Here is a 20999-nt window from a genome sequence, read left to right as displayed (position 1 = left end):
GACAGTTCATCACCGCCTCATGACATCCGCCCCTGCAGCCACCGCAGCCCGACCAGCCCCTGGTCCCGTTGGAACGCTCGCACGTGCGGGATCCCCGGAGGCGGCGGCTGCACAGATCGCTCCAGGAACATGCCGGTCAGCGCCGCGATCGCCACCGTCACCGCGTCCGGATCGGCGGCGGCACCCACCGGATGAGCGGTGAACACCTCCTCGGGGTCGCCGCCGCCCTCCAGCGCCAGGCTCGGCATCATCCCGAGCAGGTCCACCCACGGCGCGCCCCGCCGCGCGTGCGGCCAGTCCACGGCAAGCAGCCGCCCGCCGGCGCGCACCATGTTGTCCGCGCGCAGGTCGTGGTGCACGAGAGAGGTCCCGTCCGTGGCCTCCGGCCACCGGTCGGCCAGCGCTGCCAGGTCGGCCACCCGGGGAGCCAGCCATCCGCTGGAGTCCAGGGCGAGCACCCGACGGCGTACCTCGTCGTCGGAGGAGACGGTGTGCCACTCGTCGAAGACCATCTCGGCCAGCGGCTGGATCGCCGGATCGTCAGGAGCCGGTACCTGGCCGACCGCGGCCACCAGGTCGAGCGCCTCGGTGAGCTCCGCCGGCTGCCACGGGATACGTGGACCGGGCCCGTCCGCGGCGTCGAAGGCGAGCACCACCCAGGTGTCGTCGCCGATCTCGGTCTCCACGGACCACCGGTACGCGGGAGCCGGCACCTCGTTGCGGACCGCCCGCAACGCCACGGAAACCGCTGCCTCCTTGCGGTACAGCTCCACGCTGTGGGCGTTCTGGCGTGCGGAGGCGACCTTCACGAACAGCCGGCCGTGCGCCGTCGTGAGCACGGATGCCATGCCGGGGCTGTACCCGCCCTCCTGGCTCACCGCCGAGCGCACCGGGCCGGTGCGTTCGGTGATCAGCGCACCGACGCCGTCGGGAAGCTGGTCCCAGGTGAGCCGGCGGCGGGGCTCAGCCGCCTCGGTGGGCACGGATCGCCTCGGCGGCGTCGGTGAGCACCGAGGCCAGGTCTCCCACCACCGCGAAGTCGGCCATCTCCACCAGCGGCGCCTCGGCGTCGATGTTCACTGCCACGATGGTGCCGGAGGCGGACATGCCACCGATGTGGTGCGGGGCGCCACTGATCCCGGCGCCGATGTACAGCCGCGGCGCCACGGTCACGCCGGTTTGCCCCACCTGTGCGTCGTGCCCGAGCCAGCCCTCGTCGACGCAGTCGCGCGTGGTGCCCACGGCGGCGCCGAGCGCATCCGCCAGCTCGTTCACGGGGTCGAAGTCGCCGAACGTGCCGCGCCCGCCGGCGACCACGATCGCGGCTTCGGCGAGCGAGGGCCGTGAGTCGGCGTCGGACTCGTGCACCTCACGGCCGACCAGCTCCAGACCCGCCGGGGTGGTCACGCTCACCGTCAGCACGCCCGGCTCAGCCGAAGCCGGCCGTGGCGCAGGCTCGGGCACCACCGCGTTCGGGCGCACCGTGGCCACGCCCCGGGCGGTGGTGACCGCGCAGGAGGTGTCCCAGGTGCCGCCGAACACCCGCTTGTCGCCGGCGAGCCGTCCGTCGTGCAGGTGCAGACTGCCCACGTCCACCAGCAGGCCTGCGCGCAGGTGGTGCGCCGCGTGCGCGGCGATCTCCTTCGTCACGAAGGAGGAGGTGAGCAGCACCGCGGTCGCGTCGATCTCCTCCGCGGCGGCAGCCACGGCCTGCCCGACGACGGCCGGTAGCCTCAGGTCCGTCTCGCCGGCATCCAGGCGCAGCACCCGGGTGACGCCGTACTGACCGAGGGTCTCCCGGGTCGCCTCCGTCGGTGGCTCCGCGGTGGCGGCGACGACGTCCCCCAGCTCCCGGCCCAGGGTGATCGCCTCGAGCGCGGCGGCCCGGGTCGGGTCACCGTCGAGGTAGACGAGCACGGTCGGTGTCAGCTCAGTGGTCATCAGATCAGCCCTCCGGAGATCAGGTACTCGGCGAGCTTGCGTCCGCCCTCGCCGTCGTCGTCGGTAACCAACTCCGGTCCCGGGTGTGGGGGCCGCTCGGTGGCGCTGAGTACCTCGGTCCGCGGCGCCACGTCGGCGGCAGCGACACCGAGATCGTCGAGAGTCAGGGTGGCCACCTCCTTGCTGCGAGCCGCCAGCATCTCCTTCATCTTCGGCAGCCGCGGGCTGTTCGCCACATCGGTCACCGAGAGCACCACCGGCAGCGGGGCACGCCAGGTCTCCGTGGCACCGGCCACGTCACGCTGGATCGTGACGACATGATCAGGGGGGCCCGAGCAGGACACCTCGTGCGCCACGGTGAGCTGCGGCAGACCGAGCTCGGCCGCCAGCAGCGACGGCACGACCGCACCGAGGCCGTCCAGTGCAGCCATCCCCGTCACCACAGCATCCACGCCGCCCGCGTGGCGCACTGCGGCGGCGAGCACCGCCGCAGTCGCGGCATAGTCGGCACCGACGAGCGCGTCGTCGCTGATGTGGATACCACGGTCCGCGCCCATCTGCAGGGCGCGCCGCACCGCGTCCACCGCACTCGGCGGGCCGACTGTGAGCGCGATCACCTCGGCATCCTCACCCCCGCCATCGCGCAACGTGAGGGCCGCCTCGACGGCATTCTCGTCCACCTCGTTCAGCGTGCCGTCGGCCGTGCTGCGTACGGTTCGACCCTCAGCGTCGAACCCACGCACGGAATCCAGGTCCGGCACATGCTTCACGCACACTACGATTCGCATACGCCCAGCCTGCCACTGCCAGAGGGGCAGGCGGCACCATCCCCCGATCGTGGACCACAATGTGACCCCTTCTTCCCCCGCAATGCTGACCCCCGCCCGGACCGAGGTGAGCAACGCCGTCAGGCTCGACCCCGAGCCGGACGCCTTCGGCGTCCACCTCGCCGGAGACGGAGCGGACGTGCTGGTGCACGCCCCGCACGCGAGCGCCGTCGACCTCTGCCTGTTCGACGACATCGAGACCGATGCCTGGTCCGAACGGCGCGTGCGGCTGCACCGCGGTCGGCTCGGACGCTGGTCCGGGCACGTGCCCGGGGTACGCGCCGGGCAGGCGTACGGGCTGCGGGTGCACGGCCGGTGGGACCCGGCGCACGGCCTGCTGCACAACCCGAACAAGGTGCTCCTGGACCCCTACGCACGCGCCACCACACGCGCACTCCGGCTGGGTCCCGAGGTCTTCGGTCATCCCGTGGACGACTCGCTGCAGCCCAGGGAGGGGATCAACCGGCCCGATGCGCGGGACAACGCCCGGCACGTGCCGCTCGGCGTCGTGGTCGAGGACGCCTTCGCCGGTGCGGTGCCACGGCCCCGCACCCCCTGGGCACGCACGGTGCTGTACGAGGCGCACGTGCGGGGCCTCACCATGACGCTACCGGGCGTACCCGAGCACCTGCGCGGCACCTACGCGGGCCTGGCACACCCCGAGACCCTGGCGTACCTGAAGACCCTGGGGGTGACCGCCGTCGAATTACTCCCGATCCACGCCAAGGTCGACGAACCGGCGCTCACGCTGCGTGGGGCGACAAATTACTGGGGATACAACACCCTGTCCTTCTTCGCCCCGGAACCCTCCTACGCCACCCAGGAAGCACAGGACGCCGGTCCGGCCGCCGTGCTCGCCGAGGTCCGGGGGATGGTGGAGCTGCTGCACGAAGTGGGCCTGGAGGTGATCCTCGACGTCGTCTACAACCACACCTGTGAGGGCGGGCTGGACGGACCGATGCTCTCCTGGCGCGGCCTGGACAACGCCGGGTACTACCTGCACGAGGGCCCTGGCCACGCCGGCTATCTGGACGTGACCGGATGCGGGAACTCCTTGGACTTCCGCAACCGCGAGGTGGTGCGGATGACGCTGGACTCGCTGCGGTACTGGAGTCAGGTGGTGGGGGTGGATGGGTTCCGGTTCGACCTGGCGGTGACCCTGGGGCGCCGCGAACGGCACTTCGACCCCGACCACCCGTTCCTCGTGGCGCTGGGATGCGACCCGGACCTGGCCCCGCTGAAACTCATCGCCGAACCGTGGGACATCGGCCCGGACGGGTGGCGCACCGGTCAGTTCCCGGCCCCGTTGGCGGAGTGGAACGACAAGTTCCGCGACGCGGTGCGTACGTTCTGGATCACCGACGCAGCCACCGCGGTGCACGGCGACGCCGAGCTGAACGACCTGCGGGACCTCGCCACGCGACTGTCCGGGTCCGCCGACCTGTTCGCCCATCTGCCCGCCCCGGACGGGCGCGGACCAGGCGCGTCGATCAACTACGTGACCGCCCACGACGGGTTCACCCTGGCCGACCTGGTGGCCTACGACGTCAAGCACAACGAGCCCAACGGTGAGGACAACCGGGACGGCAGCGACCACAACATCTCCTGGAACCACGGAGTGGAGGGCCCCACAGACGAAGCCGAGGTGCTCGCCCACCGGCGCCGCACGATGCGCAACATCCTCGGCACCCTGCTGCTCGGCTCCGGCACGCCCATGCTCACCGCCGGTGACGAGCTCGGGCGCACACAGCACGGGAACAACAACGCCTACTGCCGTGACGACGCCGCGGTGTGGGTGGACTGGACACTCGAGTCCTGGCAGGAGGACCTGCTCGCGACCACCGCCCACCTGCTCACGCTGCGATACGAGCACGCCGCGTTGCGACCGGTCGGGTTCCACACCCCGGACCCGCACGACCCGCACCCGGTGCTCGCCTGGTACGACGAGCACGGCGGGCAGATGACGGCGCAGCGCTGGCACGACCCGCACCGCCGGGTGCTGCAGATGTACCGCTCGGACTCCGATGGTGGCCGCGACGCGCTGCTGGTGATCAACGGTGCGGCGAACCCGGTGCGGGTGACCCTGACCAGTGCCGCAGCTGAGGAGTTCACGCTGGTCTGGGACTCGGCCCGGGAACGGCCCGAGGACGTCCCTGCGGAACAGCTCACCGACGCCGGCAGCACGGTCGAGGTACCCGAGCTGAGCACCCGGCTGTACCTGAGCAGCTGAGTCAGGCGGTGACCGCCTCGACCGCCAGCCGGGCGGCGATGCTGCGCGCCAGCAGCACACGCACCCCGCTGCGTGCGCCGCGGCGCATCGCCTCGGTGTAGCCGATGCAGTCCAGGAAGACCCAGTCGGCACCAGCAGCGGCCAGTCGGTCGGCGGCCGCGCCGACCACCTCGGCGGAGTCGGTGTAGGGGTTCGCGGCGGTGACGAGCACCTCCCGGCCGAGGGCGCGGTGCCAGCGCGCCGCGGACGCCTCGCTCTGGTCGGGCAGCGGGGAGACGACCCCCAGCCGAGGTCCGTCGGCGCCGTCACCCAGCAGACCTGCCACGGCGGCGTGCGCTAGGGCTTCGGCATGCAGCACCGGCACGCTCGCGTCGACGTGATCCAGGTCCCCCGTGCACAGCACCAGCACCGCACGCGCACCGTCGTCGACGCACCGCTGCACCGCCGTGCGCAGGTGCGGCATCAGCCGGCGGTGCGTCAGCACCACCGAGCTGCCATCGGCGAGGCGACTGGTGAGCACCGGCTCGCCCGGCGACGGCGCCAGTCGGGCGATCGCCGCGGCGTCCAGACCGTCCAGGGCGCCGTGCTCCAGGGTGGGCACCGTGAGCACGTCCGCGATGTCTCCGGTGAGGTCCACCCGCGGGGACTGACCGATGGTGACCATGCCGAGGCGCGCCGTCATCAGGCGGCCTGCCCGTCACCGGCGGCGGCGATCCCGCGTTCGACGATCTCGCGGCGCTGGCTGCGGTTGTGTCGCTGGCTCGGGTCGGTGACCGGCACGGCGGCGAGCAGCGCACGGGTGTACGGGTGGCGCGCCGCGGTGAAGATCTGCTCGGTGCTGCCCTGCTCGACGACCTGCCCGTGACTCATCACCACCACGTGGTCGGCCATCATCTCCACCACGGACAGGTCGTGCGAGATGAACACGTAGGTGAGTCCGAGCCGGTCTTGCAGGTCCTTCATCAGGTCCAGGACCTGCGCCTGCACCGACACGTCCAGCGCGGAGACGGGTTCGTCGCAGACCACCAGGTCCGGGTCGAGCAGCAGGGCGCGGGCGATCCCGATCCGCTGGCGTTGCCCGCCGGAGAACTCGTGCGGGAACCGGTCCGCGTGCGCCGGCTCCAGGCCCACCAGGGTGAGTACCTCGGCGATCCGTTCCTCGATCTGCGCGGCGGTCATCTCGGTGTGCAGGCGCAGCGGCTCGGCCAGCGTCTTGCCGATCAACCAGCGCGGGTCGAGCGAAGCGTACGTGTCCTGGAAGACGATCTGCATGCGTGCGCGCATCTGCCGCATGGCGGCGTCGTCGAGACCGAGCAGGTCCTGCCCGTCGAAGGTGACCGACCCGGAGGTGGGCTCGTGCAGCCGCAGGAGTGCCCGGCCGGTGGTCGACTTCCCGGACCCGGACTCGCCCACGATGGCCACCGTGTTGCCCCGGGGCACGGTGAAGCTCACCCCGCGCACCGCATGCACGGGCTCGGACCGGCGTCCGCCGACCCGGCGCCCGGGAAACGTCTTCACCAGGTCCCGCACCTGCAGCAGGGCGGGTGCGCCGTTGTCCGCATCCTGCGGATCGTCCCCGGGCTGCTCGGCGGGAGGGGCTGGCTCGTCCACAGGAGTGGGCTCGTCCAGGTGCAGCGCGTCCGCGACCCGGCCACGCCCCTCAGGCATGAAGCTGAGCAGCCGCTTGGTGTACTCCGCCTGCGGGCGGGCGAACAGGTCCGCCACGCCCGCGGTCTCCTGGATCCGGCCGTCGTACATCACGGCGACCTCGTCACAGGTCTGCGCCACCACACCGAGGTCGTGCGTGATCAGCAGCACGGCGGTGCCGTGGTCGGCCTGCAGGTCGAGGATCAGATCGAGGATCTGCAGCTGGGTGGTCACGTCCAGGGCCGTGGTGGGTTCGTCAGCGATCAACAGCGCCGGTTCGCACGACATCGCCATCGCGATCATCGCCCGCTGCCGCATCCCACCGGAGAGTTGGTGCGGGTAACTGTCCAGCACCCGCGCGCTCTCCCGGATGCCCACCATGTCCAGCAGCTCGCGGGACCGGTCCCGCGCGGCACGGCGTCCCATCCCCATGTGCCGGCGCAGCGGTTCGGCCATCTGGTTCCCGATGGTGAACACGGGGTTCAGGGCCGTCATCGGCTCCTGGAAGATCGTGGCCACCTGGCCGCCGCGCACGCCGCGCAGCTGCCGTTCGCTGAGCGTGCTCAGGTCACGGCCCTCCAGCAGGATCCGCCCACTGGTCAGATGCACGTTCCGGCGCGGCAGCAGCCGGGTGATGCTCATCGCCGTCACCGACTTCCCGCTCCCGGACTCCCCCACCAGGCCGAGCGATCCGCCGCGTGGGATGCGCAGGTTCACGTGCTGGACCGGGTCGATCGGACCGCGCGAGGTATCGATCCGTACCGAGAGGTCCTCCACCACGAGCAGATCGTCCGTGGCGGTGGGGGTGGGCGTGTCCATGGGGGCTCCTGTGGGGAGGAAGGTCAGGCGTGCTGGACGCCCAGGGTCTGCAGGTGCTCCGCCGACCCGTACCGGCGGGTCAGTTCGGCGAAGGCGGGCTCGTCGTGCAGGCTCACGGTGCCGGCGCCGTAACCCTTGGCCACCTCGATGCAGAACCGGGCTGCCAGGGCGATGTCGGTCTCATGGCTGGCGCCGGTCGCGCACCCGGCGACCGCTGTCACCGTGGTGAGGGCGACCCCTACCACCGGGCCGGTCGCGACCACAGCGGGCTGGAGGATCGAGTTGATGTGGTCCAGTCCATTGCCGTACGGGGTGATGTCCTGGGTGGAGAGGGCGAACACCTCGGCGGGCTCACCGGAGACGGTCTCCAGCACGGAGATCAGGTCGGGGCTGACCGGCAGGATGTAGCCCTGCCGCACCGTCGGTGAGATCGCCACCCCGCGGTGGTTGATCACCCGGTTCCCCTTGGTGGTGTCGATGGAGAGGATCGCCTCCATCTCCGGCTTGACCTCCTGGGCGTTCATCGTGTGGACGTTCACCGGGGAGGACATGAACGGCACCGGGTCGTGCGGCTGGGTCGGCGCCCACGCGCACACGTGGGTGGAGACGATCACGTCACCGGGCAGCCGATCCCCGCGGGTGTGCATGGTCAGCAGTCGTGCCGCGGCCGCCAGGGCGGCGGTGGCCCCGTCACCGTCGGAGACGTAGCCGATCAGCTCCGGACGTGCGCCGACGCCGCCGAGCCGGCCCACGACACCGAGGGTCGGCGCCTCTCCCCCGGACTGCCGGCCGCGCGTCCCGGGGATGGTGACGGTGACGAAGTCGGTCGACCCGTCCTCACCGGCCACACGTTCGGACTCGATCGTGCAGCCGGAATCCGCCGGGGTCAGCGTGCGCAGGTGCGCGGCGACGGTCTCCCCGTCGGCGCTGGGGCTGTCCAGCAGGTCGAGGATGGTCAGGACGTCCTTGAGCAATGATCTTTCCTTCGTATCGATGGTTCAGACGGCGGATCGGTCGTCCGCGCGCACTCCGAGATAACGCAACGTCGTCAGGGCATAGGTCTTCGCGGCGAGGATCACCGACTCCACCGGCGCCCGCTCGTCGAACCCGTGGATGGTGGCGAGCTCGGCGGGGCCGTACTGCAGCACGGGGATCCCGTGGCTCCGGAACGTCCGGGCGTCCGAGGAGGCCCACTGCAGCACCCCGGCGGTCTCCGGATCGCCACTGAGTTCACCGAGCGCATCCACGAGGGTGGCAACCACCGGGTCGTCCGGGAGGGTCCAGTTCGGCTCGCTGCGGAAGCCGATCTCCTCGATCTCGGCCTGCACGCCTGCCTCGGCGAGCAGGCGGCGCACCTCGGCGAGCACCTGGGCCCGGGTCAGCCCGATCGGCACCCGGGTGTCCACCTCCACCACGCACGCGTCGGACACCACGTTCGTGGACGAACCGCCGTGCACGGTGCCGATGTTGACGGTCACGTGCTCGAACACCGCCGAGATGCCGGCCTGATAGCCCTCCCGCTCCTCGGCGAAGACCTTCGAGGACTCGATCAGCTCCCGCACCTCCGGCGGCGCGTCCGGAGTCATCTCCCACAGTCCCTGCAGCGCGAGGATCGCCTTGGCGGCGAGCAGGTTCGCGTTCTCCCCGTGCAGCGGTTGCAGGCTGCCGTGCCCGGGTCGGCCGGAGATCGTGAGCCGGAACCAGTTGCTGCCCTTCTGCCCGATCGTGGGGTGCGTGCGCTCGGCCGGTTCAGCGATCACGGCACCGGTGGCCCCGTCCAGGTGACCGTTCTCCAGCACCCAGTGCGCGCCCAGCGGCCCGCCGGTCTCCTCGTCGGCCACGGAGGCCAGCGAGAGGGTCCCGGCCAGCGGTACCCGGAGGCGATGCAGCAGGGCCGCCGTGAACAGCGTCCCGGCGAGCCCTGCCTTCATGTCGCTGGCGCCGCGCCCACGCAGGTATCCGTCGACGACGTCCCCCGCGAAGGGAGGGAACGTCCAGCGGGAGTTGTCCCCCACCGGGACGACGTCGTGGTGCCCGGCCAGCACGAGGTGACGTCGCCCGTCCGGGGCGAGCTCCGCCGTCGTGGGCTGCTCGATGCGGGAGAGCACGTTGAGGCGCCCTTCACCCGCATCGAGCACCTCCACCTCGAGCCCCGCCTCGCGCAGGTACCCGGCGACGTACCCGGCCACCTCGGTGCAGTCACCGGGCGGGTTCTCGCTCGGGATGCGGATGAGATCTCCGGCCAGGGCCAGCAGGTCCTCGCTGGTGCGGTCGATCTCGTCGAGGACGATCTGTTCCCACTGCTGCACGGTGGTCAACGGGTGCTCCTTCGGGTAGGTGTCGCGCGTGGTGCCGGGCTCAGGCCGTGCGGCTCATCTGGAAGAACCGGATGATGCCGTCCGGGTAGGAGGTGTAGCCCTCCACGCCGTCCCGGTGGGCGACCACGATGTTGTACTCGTACAGATAGGCCCAGGGCGCCTCGGTGGAGATGATCTCCTGCATCTGCCCGTACAGGTCCGCACGGATGTCCGCGTCCGGCTCAGTGGCGGCCTGCTCCCACAGGTCGTTCACCTCGTCGTTGCGGTAGTTGACGTAGTTGCTGGTGCCGTCCTCGGTGAGCAGCAGGCCCAGGTGGTAGCCCGGGTCGTTCACGAAGGAGGTCCACCGGCTGATGTAGGACTGCACCTCACCAGTGGCGAGAGCGTCCAGGAACTGGGGGCGGGCCATGTTCTCGATGTTCATCGTGACGCCGATCTCGGCCAGCTCGGCCTGGATCAGCACTGCGTCGTCGGCCCAGTCCTGGAAGCCGGAGCCGAGGGTGAAGTCGAACTCGAAGCCGTCCGGGTAGCCAGCCTCCTCGAGGAGCTCACGAGCCCTGTCGAGATCGTGGGAGTAGCCGTACCCGGCGTCGGTCCAGCCCGGCGTGGAGCTGGCCACCGAGGAGTGCATCGGCGAGGCCTGGCCCATCATCACGTCGCTGATGAGGTTCTCGTACGGGATGGCGTAGGAGATCGCCTGGCGCACCAGCGGGTCGTCGAACGGCTCGATCGCGTTGTTCATCGCGAAGTAGAGGATCTTGTTGCTCGCGCGCGAGTCGATCGTCACACCGTCGACTGCGTCGAGGGACTCCACGTCCTTCGGCGGCACCTCCAGGGCGACGTCCACCTCACCGTTCTGCAGCAGCTGCACGCGGTTGGAGGCCTCCCCGATGAACTTCATCGTCACCTGACGCAGGGCAGGCGCCTCGCCCCAGTAGTCGTCGTTGCGGGAGAGCACCGCTTCGGAAGCCGGGTCCCAGGAGTCCACGGTGTACGGGCCGGACCCGGCGGTGTTGCTCGCCAGCCAGTCGGTACCGCCGTTCTCCTCGACGAGGTCCATGTTGATGATCGAGAACGAGTACATCGGAAGGATCTGCAGGAACAGGTGGTTCGGGGCGGTGAGGTCGATCTGCACCGTGTACTCGTCGATGGCCTGGACGTCGTCGATCCCGGCCATCCCGTACAGGAACGAGGCGTTCGAGGAGGAGGCGATGTAGTCGAACGTGGCGTCCACGTCCTCGGCGGTCAGGTCGCTGCCGTCGTGGAAGGTCGCGCCCTCACGCAGGTGGAAGGTGTACCGGGTGTCGTCCTCGGAGACGTCCCAGCTCTCCGCGAGCATCGGCTCGATCTCGGACGTGTCGGCCTCGAACTGGCCGTCGGTCTCGGTGCGGGCATAGGTGACGAGCTGGTCGTAGGCGGCCAGCACGAAGGTGTCGGAGGTGACGTCGCTGGCGATCGCCGGGTCGAGCGTGGTCCCGCCCTCGGAGTAGGCGACGGTCAGGGTGTCGGTAGCGGTACCGGCACCGTCTGCGTCGCCGTCGTTCGAGTTGGCGTTGGCACCGCAGGCGCTGAGCACCAGCGCGGTTCCGACGGCCAGCGTCACTGCATGGCGTTTCATCGTTGCTCCATTCGGGTGGGGGTAGAGGTCGTTCATCGGCTGGTGCGCAGGCGTGGATCGAGTACGTCCCGCAGACCGTCGCCGAGCAGGTTGAAGCCGAGGATGGACGTGGCGATGGCCAGGCCGGGGAACGCCGTCATCCACCACTCGCCGCTGATGATGTAGCCGCGCCCGTCGGAGATCATCACGCCCCACTCGGCCAGCGGCGGCTGGGCACCGAGGCCGATGAAGCTGAGCGAGGCGGCCGTGAGGATCGCGTAGCCCATGCCGAGCGTGGCGCGGACCAGGATGGGGGCGAGCGCGTTGGGCACCACGTGCCGGGAGAAGATGGTCATCCGCGGCAGTCCGATCGCGTGCCCGGCCTCCACGAAGTCCCGCTCCCGCAGGGAGACCGTCTGGCTGTACATGATCCGGGCGAACTCGGGGATCCCGACGATACCGACGGCGACCATCGCGCTGCTCATCCCGGCACCGAGGCTCGCCGCGATCGCCATGGCGAGCACGAGCGGCGGGAAGGCGAGGAGCACGTCCATCACACGCATCACGATGTTGCCGAACCGGCCGCCGATGAACCCGGACAGCCCGCCCAGCGGCACCCCGATCACGAACGAGATGCCCACGGCGAGCAGACCGGTCCACAGGGAGACCTGCCCGCCGGCGAGCACCCGGGTAAGGATGTCCCGCCCGAAGTTGTCGGTGCCGAACAGGTGGTCGGCACCGGGAGGGCTGAGCAGCGGGCCAGCGTTGGTCTGCGAGGCACCGTACGGGCTGAGAGGTACCAAGAGCGCGCCGATGGTCCACAGCACCACGAATCCGAGCCCGACGACGGCGATCCGGTTGCGCAGCAGGAGGCGCCACGCCGTGGTGGGGCGCTCCGTGCGCGGCCCCGCGCCGGAGGCCGGTGCCTCGGTGGTGGTCGTCTGCCCGTCGCTGGTCGGCTCACGCATGGGTCGTCCTCGGGTCGAGCACGCCGTTGATCAGGTCCACCAGGAGGTTCACCACGAGGTAGACGACGGCGGCCAGCAGTGTGAAAGCCTGGACGGGGGCGTAGTCGGTCGCCAGCACCGCGTCGGTCACGTAGGAGCCGAGCCCCGGCCAGGTGAAGATGGTCTCGGTGATCACCGCACCGCCGAGCAGCTGCCCGAACTGCAGACCCACCACGGTCATGGTCACCGGGGCGGCATTCTTCAGCGCGTGCTTGACGACGACGGTGAGCGGGGGCAGACCCTTCGAGCGTGCGGTGCGGATGTAGTCCTGATCGATCACCTCGAGCATCGCCGACCGGGTCATCCGGGCGATGATCGCGGTGCTCCCGGTGGCCAGCACCATGGCCGGCCAGATCAGATGTGCCAGTGAGGATCGCAACGCGACCGTGTCCCCGGTGAGCAGGGAGTCGATCACGTACAGCCCCGTGATGGAGGTCGGCGGATTGACCCCGGAGTCGACGCGACCGAGCGGTGCGGGCTCCCACCCGAGCTGGCCGTAGAACAGGTAGATCACCATCAACCCGAGCCAGAACAGCGGCATCGACGCGCCAACGAGGGAGAGCACGCGGCTGATGTGATCGATCGGCCGGTCCCGCCGCGTGGCGCTGATGATCCCGACCGGGACTCCGATCAGGAGCGCGATGACGAGGGCCGCGAGGCTGAGCTCGACAGTGGCGGGGAGCCGGATCGTGAACTCCTCGACGACCGTGCGGCCGGTGTGCCAGGAAAAGCCGAGGTCACCGCGCAGCAGGTCGGCCACGTATCGCAGGAACTGTTCCCACAGTGGAAGGTCCAGGCCCATTTCCCGCCGCACCTGCTCCACGACGCTCGGTGCGGCCTGCTCCCCCGCGAACGTGCGGGCGGGGTCACCGGGGAGCACCCGCGTGATGAGGAAGATGCACACGATCACGCCCAGCAGCGCGGGGATCATCGAGGCGATCCGGCGAAGGACGTACGGCACGGCACCACACCTCCCATCTCACTCAGCGGACATTGCGTCCGGCACTCGGGCACCACGTGAGAGCGAGCGTCCATCCAATAGGTCATTTTCTGCAACCTCATCTCACTATCTGCACCACAACATCAGTCTGTGACCTTCGCGCTGCTACGGTGAGGCGACCGAACGAAGGGACGAGATGAACGCCACGGCCGAGGACCGGCGGCGGTCCCCGTTGCAGACCGTGGACCGCGCCCTGCAGGTGCTGCTCTCCTACTCCGAGCGCCGGACGCAGTGGTCTGTGACGGAGCTGGCCGAGGAGTTCTCGCTCGACAAGTCGACCGCGCAGCGACTGCTCGCGGCGCTGGCCGCCCGTGGCTTCCTGCGCGCGGATCCGGACACCCGCCGCTACACGCTCGGTCCGACCATGTGGCGGATGGCGCTGCTCTGGGAGCGCACCGGCGGGCTCGCGCGGCTCGCCGACCCGGTGGTGCTGCGCCTCGCAGAGGACACCGGGGCCGCCGCGGCGTTCGCGATCCCGGACGGCACGCACGTGCGGTGCGTCGCTGCCGCCGACGGCTCCGACGGCCCGCTGCGCAGCTCGGCGCTGGTCGGTGACCTGTATCCCGCGCATGCCGGCGCGACGTCCCGTGCCTATTTCGCGTTCATCGGTCCGACCGAACGCCGGGCCCTGCTGTGGGGGCGGCCGATGGGCCGGTTCACCGATCGCACCGAGGTGGATGTGCACGCTCTCGAGGAGCGGTTCGCCGAGACCGAACGCCTCGGGTACGCCTCCTCGGAGGGTGAGTACGACGAGAACACCCGTGCACTCGCCGTCCCTGTGATGCTGGGCCGACGGCCCGTCGGGTCACTCACCGTGGGACAGTCCGTCGTCGAGCACCCGGGTACCACCCTGGCCGACCATCTCCCCCGGCTGCTCTCCGCCAGCCTCGAGCTCACCGACCTACTCGGCCAGAACAGCGCTGCTGTGCGCCGACGCCGCCCGACCATCACACGAAGGGGATCCCGATGACTCTGCTGCTGCTGTCCAACTCCACCGCACCCGGTCGCGGCTACCTCGAGCACGCGCTTGAGGAGATCCACTCGGTCGCGGGCGAGGCGCGGGAAATCCTGTTCGTCCCGTTCGCGCTCGCCGATCATGCGTCCTACACCGCGCAGGTCGCTGCGGCCCTGGCACCGTCCGGGTTCTCGGTGACCGGGCTGCACGAGGCCGATGACGCGCCAGGGGCGATCGCGGCGGCCGAGCTCATCTTCGTCGGTGGCGGGAACACCTTCCGGCTGGTGGACGCCCTGCACCGGCACGGCCTGATCGACCCGATCCGGTCCGCGGTCGCCGCAGGCATCCCGTATCTGGGATCCAGCGCCGGCACGAATGTGGCGTGCCCGAGCCTGCGCACCACCAACGACATGCCAATCGTGCAGCCGCCCACGTTCGACACGCTCGGGCTGGTCCCGTTCCAGATCAACCCCCATTATCTCGACCCGGACCCCTCGTCCCGCCACCAGGGCGAGACCCGTGAGCTGCGCATCCTGCAGTACCTGGAGGAGAATCCCGGCCCGGTTCTCGGGCTGCGCGAAGGAACCTGGTTGCGGCGCGACGGCAACCGTCTGCACCTCGGCGGGACCCCGGCGGGTGGGCGGCTGTTCTCGCGCGGCTCCTCACCGCAGGAAATCCCGGTCGGGACCGACCTCAGCACCATGCTCAGCAGTTCCTGAAGCTCGGTCGGTCCGGCGTCTCCCGCTAGGCTGCTGAGCATGACTGACACTGACGTCATCGTCGTCGGGGCCGGCCTGGCCGGGCTGGTCACCGCCACCGAACTGACACGTCGCGGGGAGCGGGTGCTGCTGCTCGATGCCGAACCGGCGGCCTCGCTCGGCGGCCAGGCGCACTGGAGCTTCGGGGGCCTGTTCCTGGTGGACTCCCCCGAGCAGCGCCGCCTCGGCGTGCGCGACAACGCCGGCCTCGCCTTCGCCGACTGGGTCGGCGCCGCTGACTTCGCAGCCGGGGCGGACCGCGGCGAGGGGCCCGACGCTCAGGGCTACACCTGGGCGCAGCGATTCGTGGAGTTCGCGTCCGGGCCGATGCGCTCCTGGCTGCACGGCAAAGGAGTGCGCTGGTTCCCGCTCGTGCAGTGGGCCGAGCGCGGCGGGTACCCGGCCGGTGGCCACGGCAACAGCGTGCCCCGCTTCCACGTCACCTGGGGCACCGGGCCCGGTGTGCTGGCCCCGTTCCTGACCGCGGCCCGGGAGGCGCGCGAGGAAGGGCTGCTGGAGGTCCGGCTCCGGCACCGGGTCACCTCCCTGGTGACCACTGATGGCGTCGTGACGGGGGTCCGTGTGGATCAGTTGGAGCCCTCGGAGGTGCGTCGCGGTGAACTCTCCGGCCGGGAGGTGATCGGCACGGTCGAGCTCTCCGCCGGTGCCGTGGTGCTGGCCACCGGCGGCATGGGCGGCGACCATGACACGGTCCGGGCCGCCTGGCCTGCCGAGGCGGGTCGGCTGCCGGACGAGCTGCTCTCCGGGGTTCCGGAGAGCACCGACGGCAGCGGCATCCGGATCGCAGGCGACGTCGGAGCCGCGCAGGTGCACAACGACCGGATGTGGCACTACCCGGAGGGCATCGAGATGCACTCGCCGGTGTGGCGCCGGCACGGGGTCCGAATCCTGCCCGGGCCGAGCTCGCTGTGGCTGGACGCCGACGGTGTACGGCTGCCCCCGCCACTGTTCCCAGGATTCGACGCCCACGGTGCGCTGCGGCACGTGACCGGGCATCAACACCAGCATTCTTGGTTTGTGCTGAACAAGGCCATCATGGAGACCGAGTTCGCCCTCTCCGGTTCCGACCTGAACCCCGACCTCACCGAGAAGGACCCCCGGCTCCTCGCTCAGCGGGTGCTGCCCGGAGCCGCCGGACCGCTGGCCGAGTTCGCCCGTCGTTCCCCGGACTTCGTCTGGGGCCACGACCCGACCGAACTGGCCCACGGGATGAACGCCCTCGTAGGCACCAACCAGATCGACCCCGCCGCCCTGGCCGCCCTGATCGACGCACGGGACGCGCAGGTGCGCACGGGACTGGGCAAGGACCCGCAGGTGACGGCGATCCACCATGCCCGCCGCTACATCGTCGACAAGCGGATGCGGGTGGCGCCCCCACGGCCGCTGACCACTATCAAGGACGGCCCGTTGCTCGCCGTCAGGTTGCGCGTGCTCACCCGCAAGAGCCTCGGCGGTCTGCACACCGACGGCCAGGCTCGCGTGCTGCGTGGCGACGGCACCGTGCTCCCCGGGCTGTACGCCGTCGGGGAAGCGGCCGGGTTCGGTGGCGGTGGCATCCACGGGCACCGAGCCCTCGAAGGCACCTTCCTCGGCGGGTGCCTGTTCAGCGGGAAGGTCGCCGGCGAGGCGATCTGACGGCGCCGGTGCTCATAGGATGGGCCGGTGAGTTCCGACGTCTCCCCCGCCGAGTCCGTGTCCGCCGATGCCGACGAGCTGAGCACCGAAGCAACCGCTGACCGGTCGCTGGCCACCGCGGTCGGACGCAGCGCCGACATCGAGGCCCAGCTGGCCGCCGACCCGACCGGGTTCCGGGTACTCACCGGGGACCGGCCCACCGGACGACTACACCTGGGCCACTACCTGGGCACCCTGCGCAACCGGGTACGGCTGCAGAACCTCGGCGTGGAGACGATGCTGCTGGTGGCCGACTACCAGGTGATCACCGACCGGGACGACGCCGGCCCGATCGCCCAGCGGGTGCGTGACTTGGTCACCGACTACCTGGCGATCGGGATCGACCCGGCACGGACGACGATCTTCGCGCACTCGGCCGTGCCCGCCCTGAACCAGCTGATGCTGCCGTTCCTCTCCCTGGTGACCGATTCCGAGCTGCGGCGCAACCCCACGGTGAAGGCCGAGTTCGAGGCCAGCGGCGGGCGGCCGATGAGCGGGCTGCTGCTCACCTACCCGGTGCACCAGGCCGCGGACATCCTGTTCTGCAAGGGGAACCTGGTGCCGGTGGGCAAGGACCAACTGCCGCACCTGGAGCTCACTCGGGTGATCGCGCGGCGGTTCAACGAACGCTACGCCGGCGGGAAGTCGATCTTCCCGTCCCCGGACGCGCTGCTCACCCAGGCCACGAACGTGCTCGGGGTGGACGGGCAGAAGATGTCGAAGTCGCGGCGCAACACCATCGAGCTGGCGATGACCGAGGACGAGACCGCCAAGCAGCTCAAGAGGGCCGTCACCGACTCGGACCGGACCATCACCTACGACCCGGACGGGCGCCCCGAGGTGGCGAACCTGCTGCTTATCGCGGCCGAGATGACCGGGCGCGACCCGGTCGAGATCGCCGCCGAGATCGGCGATGGCGGGGGCGGCGGCCTGAAAAAGTTCGTCACCGAGGCCGTGAACGAGCACCTGCGCCCCATTCGCGAGCGTCGCCGGGAGCTCGAGGCGGATCCGAGCGCTGTGGACGAGGTGCTGCGCCGCGGCAACGAGCGTGCCAGCCAGATCGCCGGAGAGACCCTCGATGAGGTCCGCCGGGCGATGCAGATGGTGTATTAATCCGTTGGACGCTTCCCGAGGTTCCCGTGCGGACCTACATACTGGAACAGGGCCGTCATGCCCCCGCACCCACCAGCCCGGGAACACCTGCGACGAGAAGACTATGGGCGAGGTCCCCAGAGGAACCGAAAGCGACTGCAGTAATAGTGATCACGAACCCGAGGCCGACCTTAGCCGCACGTCGTGCAGTCGAACACATTCGATGATGAATGGCCCGTTGTTGCATCACAGGCACCTAACCGATGAATTGTCGGCGTCGTAGACTCGGATCTCCAGCCGATTCGCGCAACGCGGATGCCAGTTCACCCACCATGTTGCTCTCCCGCCCCCACCTCAGTTGAGGTGATCTAAATCACACTAGCACGGGAGCAGGGAGGCAACGGCCGGCCACGAGGGGCGCCCGAGGGATACCGAGGCGCATGTGCGACGCCTGAAGCGCACTCTCTCAGGACGCCGCAGCCACCAGCCCCAGTTCGGTCGCACCAGCCAGTGCCGGGTGCCGCGGCACGATCCGCACCGCGTAGCCGAAGGGTCCGGACTGAGCCAGCGTGAACGCCCGGGAGAACTGGTAGCGCCCGCCTTCGTAGGTGTCGGTCAGGGCCAGCTCGGCGGTGCCGAACTCGTCCAGCTCGTCGTCCTCACCGACCCGGCCGTAGTTCACCTGCACCTCGACGTCCTCGGGCCGCAGGGACCCGAGCGCCACGAACGCCTTGAGGGTCACCCGGTCGCCGACCTTGACGACGTCGTGCACGTCCTCGGATTCCACGTGCTCCACCCGTACACCGGGCCACGCCTGGTGCACCTGTGCCTTCCAGTCCGCGAGCGCCGGGGCCGCCGATCGGTCAGCACCGTCGCCGCCGCCCAACGCCCGGTAGAACTCAGCCGTCGGCGTGTACAGCTCGGTGATGTAGTCGCGCACCATCCGGGTGGCCTGCACCTTCGGCCCGAGCGTGGCGAGGGTGTGCCGCACGTTCTCCAGCCAGTGCACCGGCAACCCGTCGGTGCGGTCGTAGAACCGCGGTGCCACGGTGTTCTCCAGCAGGTCGTACAGAGCCGCGGACTCCAGGTCGTCGCGACGCTCCGGATCGTCCACACCGTCGGCGGTGGGGATCGCCCAGCCATTCTCGCCGTCGAACATCTCGTCCCACCAGCCGTCCAGGATGGACAGGTTGAGGGAACCGTTCAGCGCGGCCTTCATCCCGGAGGTCCCGCACGCCTCCAACGGCCGCAACGGGTTGTTCAGCCACACGTCACAGCCCGGATAGAGGGTCTGCGCCATCTCGATGTCGTAGTTCGGCAGGAAGACGATGCGCTCACGCACGTCCTCGCTGTCGGCGAACTGCACGAGCTTCTGGATCAGCCGGATGCCCTGCTCGTCGGCAGGGTGGGACTTGCCGGCCACCACGATCTGCACGGGCCGCTCGGGGTCGGTGAGCAGCCGCCGCAGCCTGTCGGTGTCCCGCAGCATCAGCGTCAACCGCTTGTAGGTCGGCACCCGGCGGGCGAAGCCAATCGTGAGCACGTCCGGGTCCAGCACGCCATCCACCCAGCCCAGCTCGGCCGGTGACGCGCCCCGCTTGAGCCAGGACTTGCGCACCCGCACCCGGGCGTCGGCCACCAGCCGCGAGCGCATCTGCCGGCGCAGCTCCCACAGGGTGGTGTTGTCGATCCCTCCCTCGGACTTGTACCAGCCGGCACCGGACGCGAGCTCGTCGGGAGTGAAGGCCTCGGTCTGCGCCCGCACGAACGACGGGTCGGTCCAGGTGTCGCCGTGCACACCATTGGTGATCGAGGTGATCGGCACCTCACTGGTGTCGAATCCGGGCCACAGGTGAGCGAACATGCCGCGGGAGACCCGTCCGTGCAGCTGGGCCACCCCGTTGGCCTTCTTCGCGAGCCGCAGCCCCATCACGGCCATGTTGAACACAGCCGGGTCACCGCCGTCGTAGGACTCACGTCCCAGCGCGAGCACGTCCTCGACGCCGATCCCGGGCAGTTCGTTCCCGCCGCCGAAGTGCTCGGCCACCAGGTCGGCGCCGAAGCGGTCGATCCCGGCCGGCACGGGGGTGTGCGTGGTGAACACGGTCCCGGCCCGCACCGCCTCGGTGGCCGCGGCGAAGGACAGACCGGCGCGCTCGATCAGCTCCCGGATCCGTTCGATCCCGAGGAAGCCGGCGTGACCCTCGTTGCAGTGGTACACCTCGGGTTCGGGCGTACCAGTGAGCCGGGCATGCACCCGCAGTGCCTTCACTCCGCCCATGCCCAGCAGCAGCTCCTGGTGCAGCCGGTGCTCGCTGGTCCCGCCGTAGAGACGGTCCGTCACCCGGCGGGCGAGGTCGTCGTTCTCCGGCACGTTGGAGTCGAGCAGCAGCAACGGCACCCGCCCGACGTCGGCCCGCCAGATCTGTGCGTGCAGCACCCGGCCGCCGGGCAGGGGCAGGCTGATCCTCGACGGCGTCCCGTCACCTTCGCGCAGCAGCGTCAGCGGGAGGTTGTCCGGGTCGAGCAACGGGTAGGTCTCGTGCTGCCAGCCGTCCCGGGTGAGGAACTGGCGGAAGTAGCCGGCGCCGTAAAGGAGGCCGAGGCCGATGATCGGCGCGCCCAGGTCGGAGGCGCTCTTCAGATGGTCACCGGCCAGGATGCCGAGGCCGCCGGAGTACTGCGGCAGCGCGGCGGTGATCCCGAACTCGGCGGAGAAGTAGGCGATCGAGGACGGCAGTGCCGGTTCGCCGGCAGCCACACGCCGCTGCGCCTCGTCCTGGTACCACCGGTCCTCGCTGCGGTATCGGTGCAGGTCGTCGGCGAGGCCGTTCAGCCGGGCCACGAACTCGGCATCGGCGGCCAGCTCGGCGAGCCGCTCCGGGGAGAGCCCGCCGAGGAACCGGACCGGGTCGCCGTGCACGTCACCCCATCGTTCGGGGTCGATCGAGGCGAACAGCTCCCGGGTGGGTGCGTGCCACGACCAGCGCAGGTTCAGTGCGAGGTCGTCCAGGGCCGCGAGCGCCTCGGGCAGCACGGTGCGGACGGTGAATCGTCGGATAGCTCTCACGCGAGGCAGCATAGGCCACTGAGTAGGCGTTTCTGTATTTTTC

Annotated in this window: 16 protein-coding genes; 5 read left to right on the top strand and 11 right to left on the bottom strand. The window is 70.2% G+C overall.

Annotated elements, in window-relative coordinates; genetic code table 11:
* Nucleotides 1-17: 17 nt before the first annotated feature.
* From BLU77_RS21310 to BLU77_RS21300, 3 genes are read right to left on the bottom strand one after another with little or no spacing between them, the layout of a single operon-like run.
* Nucleotides 18-983: a phosphotransferase family protein gene (locus BLU77_RS21310; RefSeq protein ID WP_089775507.1), complete on the bottom strand. Its 966-nt coding sequence runs from the start codon at nucleotides 981-983 to the stop codon at nucleotides 18-20.
* On the bottom strand, nucleotides 964-1941 hold the full coding sequence (locus BLU77_RS21305; RefSeq protein ID WP_089775505.1) for an electron transfer flavoprotein subunit alpha/FixB family protein: 978 nt from the start codon (nucleotides 1939-1941) through the stop codon (nucleotides 964-966). Before BLU77_RS21305 ends, BLU77_RS21310 begins: the two co-directional genes overlap by 20 nt.
* Nucleotides 1941-2729 (bottom strand): electron transfer flavoprotein subunit beta/FixA family protein, encoded by a 789-nt coding sequence (locus BLU77_RS21300; protein ID WP_089775503.1) that lies wholly within the window; start codon nucleotides 2727-2729, stop codon nucleotides 1941-1943. The genes BLU77_RS21305 and BLU77_RS21300 overlap by 1 nt, the downstream gene beginning before the upstream one ends.
* A gap of 82 nt (nucleotides 2730-2811) precedes the next feature.
* On the opposite strand from BLU77_RS21300, the gene glgX reads away from it, so the two are divergent.
* Entirely contained in the window at nucleotides 2812-4998 is a 2187-nt protein-coding gene (gene glgX, locus BLU77_RS21295) for a glycogen debranching protein GlgX (RefSeq protein ID WP_089775501.1), read from the top strand.
* A gap of 1 nt (nucleotide 4999) precedes the next feature.
* Here the strand turns inward: glgX and BLU77_RS21290 are convergent, their stop codons facing one another.
* The 7 genes from BLU77_RS21290 to BLU77_RS21260 are packed head-to-tail and all read right to left on the bottom strand — an operon-like array spanning nucleotide 5000 to nucleotide 13347.
* Nucleotides 5000-5680 (bottom strand): AroM family protein, encoded by a 681-nt coding sequence (locus BLU77_RS21290; RefSeq protein WP_089775499.1) that lies wholly within the window; start codon nucleotides 5678-5680, stop codon nucleotides 5000-5002.
* Nucleotides 5680-7464 (bottom strand): ABC transporter ATP-binding protein, encoded by a 1785-nt coding sequence (locus tag BLU77_RS21285; protein ID WP_089775497.1) that lies wholly within the window; start codon nucleotides 7462-7464, stop codon nucleotides 5680-5682. The genes BLU77_RS21290 and BLU77_RS21285 overlap by 1 nt, the downstream gene beginning before the upstream one ends.
* A 23-nt stretch (nucleotides 7465-7487) precedes the next feature.
* Nucleotides 7488-8438 carry a DUF1177 domain-containing protein gene (locus tag BLU77_RS21280; protein ID WP_089775494.1) on the bottom strand — a complete coding sequence of 317 codons (951 nt, stop codon included), beginning with the start codon at nucleotides 8436-8438 and terminating at the stop codon, nucleotides 7488-7490.
* 24 nt (nucleotides 8439-8462) lie between these two features.
* On the bottom strand, nucleotides 8463-9773 hold the full coding sequence (locus BLU77_RS21275) for a M20 family metallopeptidase (protein WP_089776109.1): 1311 nt from the start codon (nucleotides 9771-9773) through the stop codon (nucleotides 8463-8465).
* 49 nt (nucleotides 9774-9822) lie between these two features.
* Nucleotides 9823-11400 (bottom strand): ABC transporter substrate-binding protein, encoded by a 1578-nt coding sequence (locus tag BLU77_RS21270; RefSeq protein WP_089775492.1) that lies wholly within the window; start codon nucleotides 11398-11400, stop codon nucleotides 9823-9825.
* A gap of 32 nt (nucleotides 11401-11432) precedes the next feature.
* Nucleotides 11433-12347 carry an ABC transporter permease gene (locus BLU77_RS21265; protein ID WP_089775491.1) on the bottom strand — a complete coding sequence of 305 codons (915 nt, stop codon included), beginning with the start codon at nucleotides 12345-12347 and terminating at the stop codon, nucleotides 11433-11435.
* The gene (locus BLU77_RS21260) at nucleotides 12340-13347 is read right to left on the bottom strand and encodes an ABC transporter permease (protein ID WP_217632531.1); all 1008 of its coding nucleotides are present in this window, start codon (nucleotides 13345-13347) and stop codon (nucleotides 12340-12342) included. Before BLU77_RS21260 ends, BLU77_RS21265 begins: the two co-directional genes overlap by 8 nt.
* Before the next feature lie 175 nt (nucleotides 13348-13522).
* On the opposite strand from BLU77_RS21260, the gene BLU77_RS21255 reads away from it, so the two are divergent.
* Genes BLU77_RS21255 through trpS form a run of 4 tightly spaced genes read left to right on the top strand, consistent with a single transcriptional unit; the run spans nucleotide 13523 to nucleotide 17907 of the window.
* Nucleotides 13523-14356 (top strand): IclR family transcriptional regulator, encoded by an 834-nt coding sequence (locus BLU77_RS21255; protein ID WP_089775489.1) that lies wholly within the window; start codon nucleotides 13523-13525, stop codon nucleotides 14354-14356.
* Nucleotides 14353-15060 (top strand): dipeptidase PepE, encoded by a 708-nt coding sequence (gene pepE, locus BLU77_RS21250; RefSeq protein WP_089775486.1) that lies wholly within the window; start codon nucleotides 14353-14355, stop codon nucleotides 15058-15060. The genes BLU77_RS21255 and pepE overlap by 4 nt, the downstream gene beginning before the upstream one ends.
* A 39-nt stretch (nucleotides 15061-15099) precedes the next feature.
* On the top strand, nucleotides 15100-16755 hold the full coding sequence (locus tag BLU77_RS21245; protein WP_089775484.1) for an FAD-binding dehydrogenase: 1656 nt from the start codon (nucleotides 15100-15102) through the stop codon (nucleotides 16753-16755).
* 27 nt (nucleotides 16756-16782) lie between these two features.
* Complete coding sequence (gene trpS, locus BLU77_RS21240) at nucleotides 16783-17907, top strand: tryptophan--tRNA ligase (protein WP_425441230.1); 1125 nt, start codon at nucleotides 16783-16785, stop codon at nucleotides 17905-17907.
* A 445-nt stretch (nucleotides 17908-18352) separates the two neighbouring features.
* Here trpS and glgP read toward each other — a convergent pair whose 3' ends face one another.
* Nucleotides 18353-20956 (bottom strand): alpha-glucan family phosphorylase, encoded by a 2604-nt coding sequence (gene glgP / locus BLU77_RS21235; protein WP_089776103.1) that lies wholly within the window; start codon nucleotides 20954-20956, stop codon nucleotides 18353-18355.
* Nucleotides 20957-20999 lie beyond the last annotated feature (43 nt).

Origin of the sequence: Ruania alba (assembly GCF_900105765.1) — a bacterium.
Taxonomy (GTDB): domain Bacteria; phylum Actinomycetota; class Actinomycetes; order Actinomycetales; family Beutenbergiaceae; genus Ruania; species Ruania alba.
Note: the sequence above shows the minus strand (reverse complement) of the source record. Positions and strands in the feature narration are given on the sequence as shown.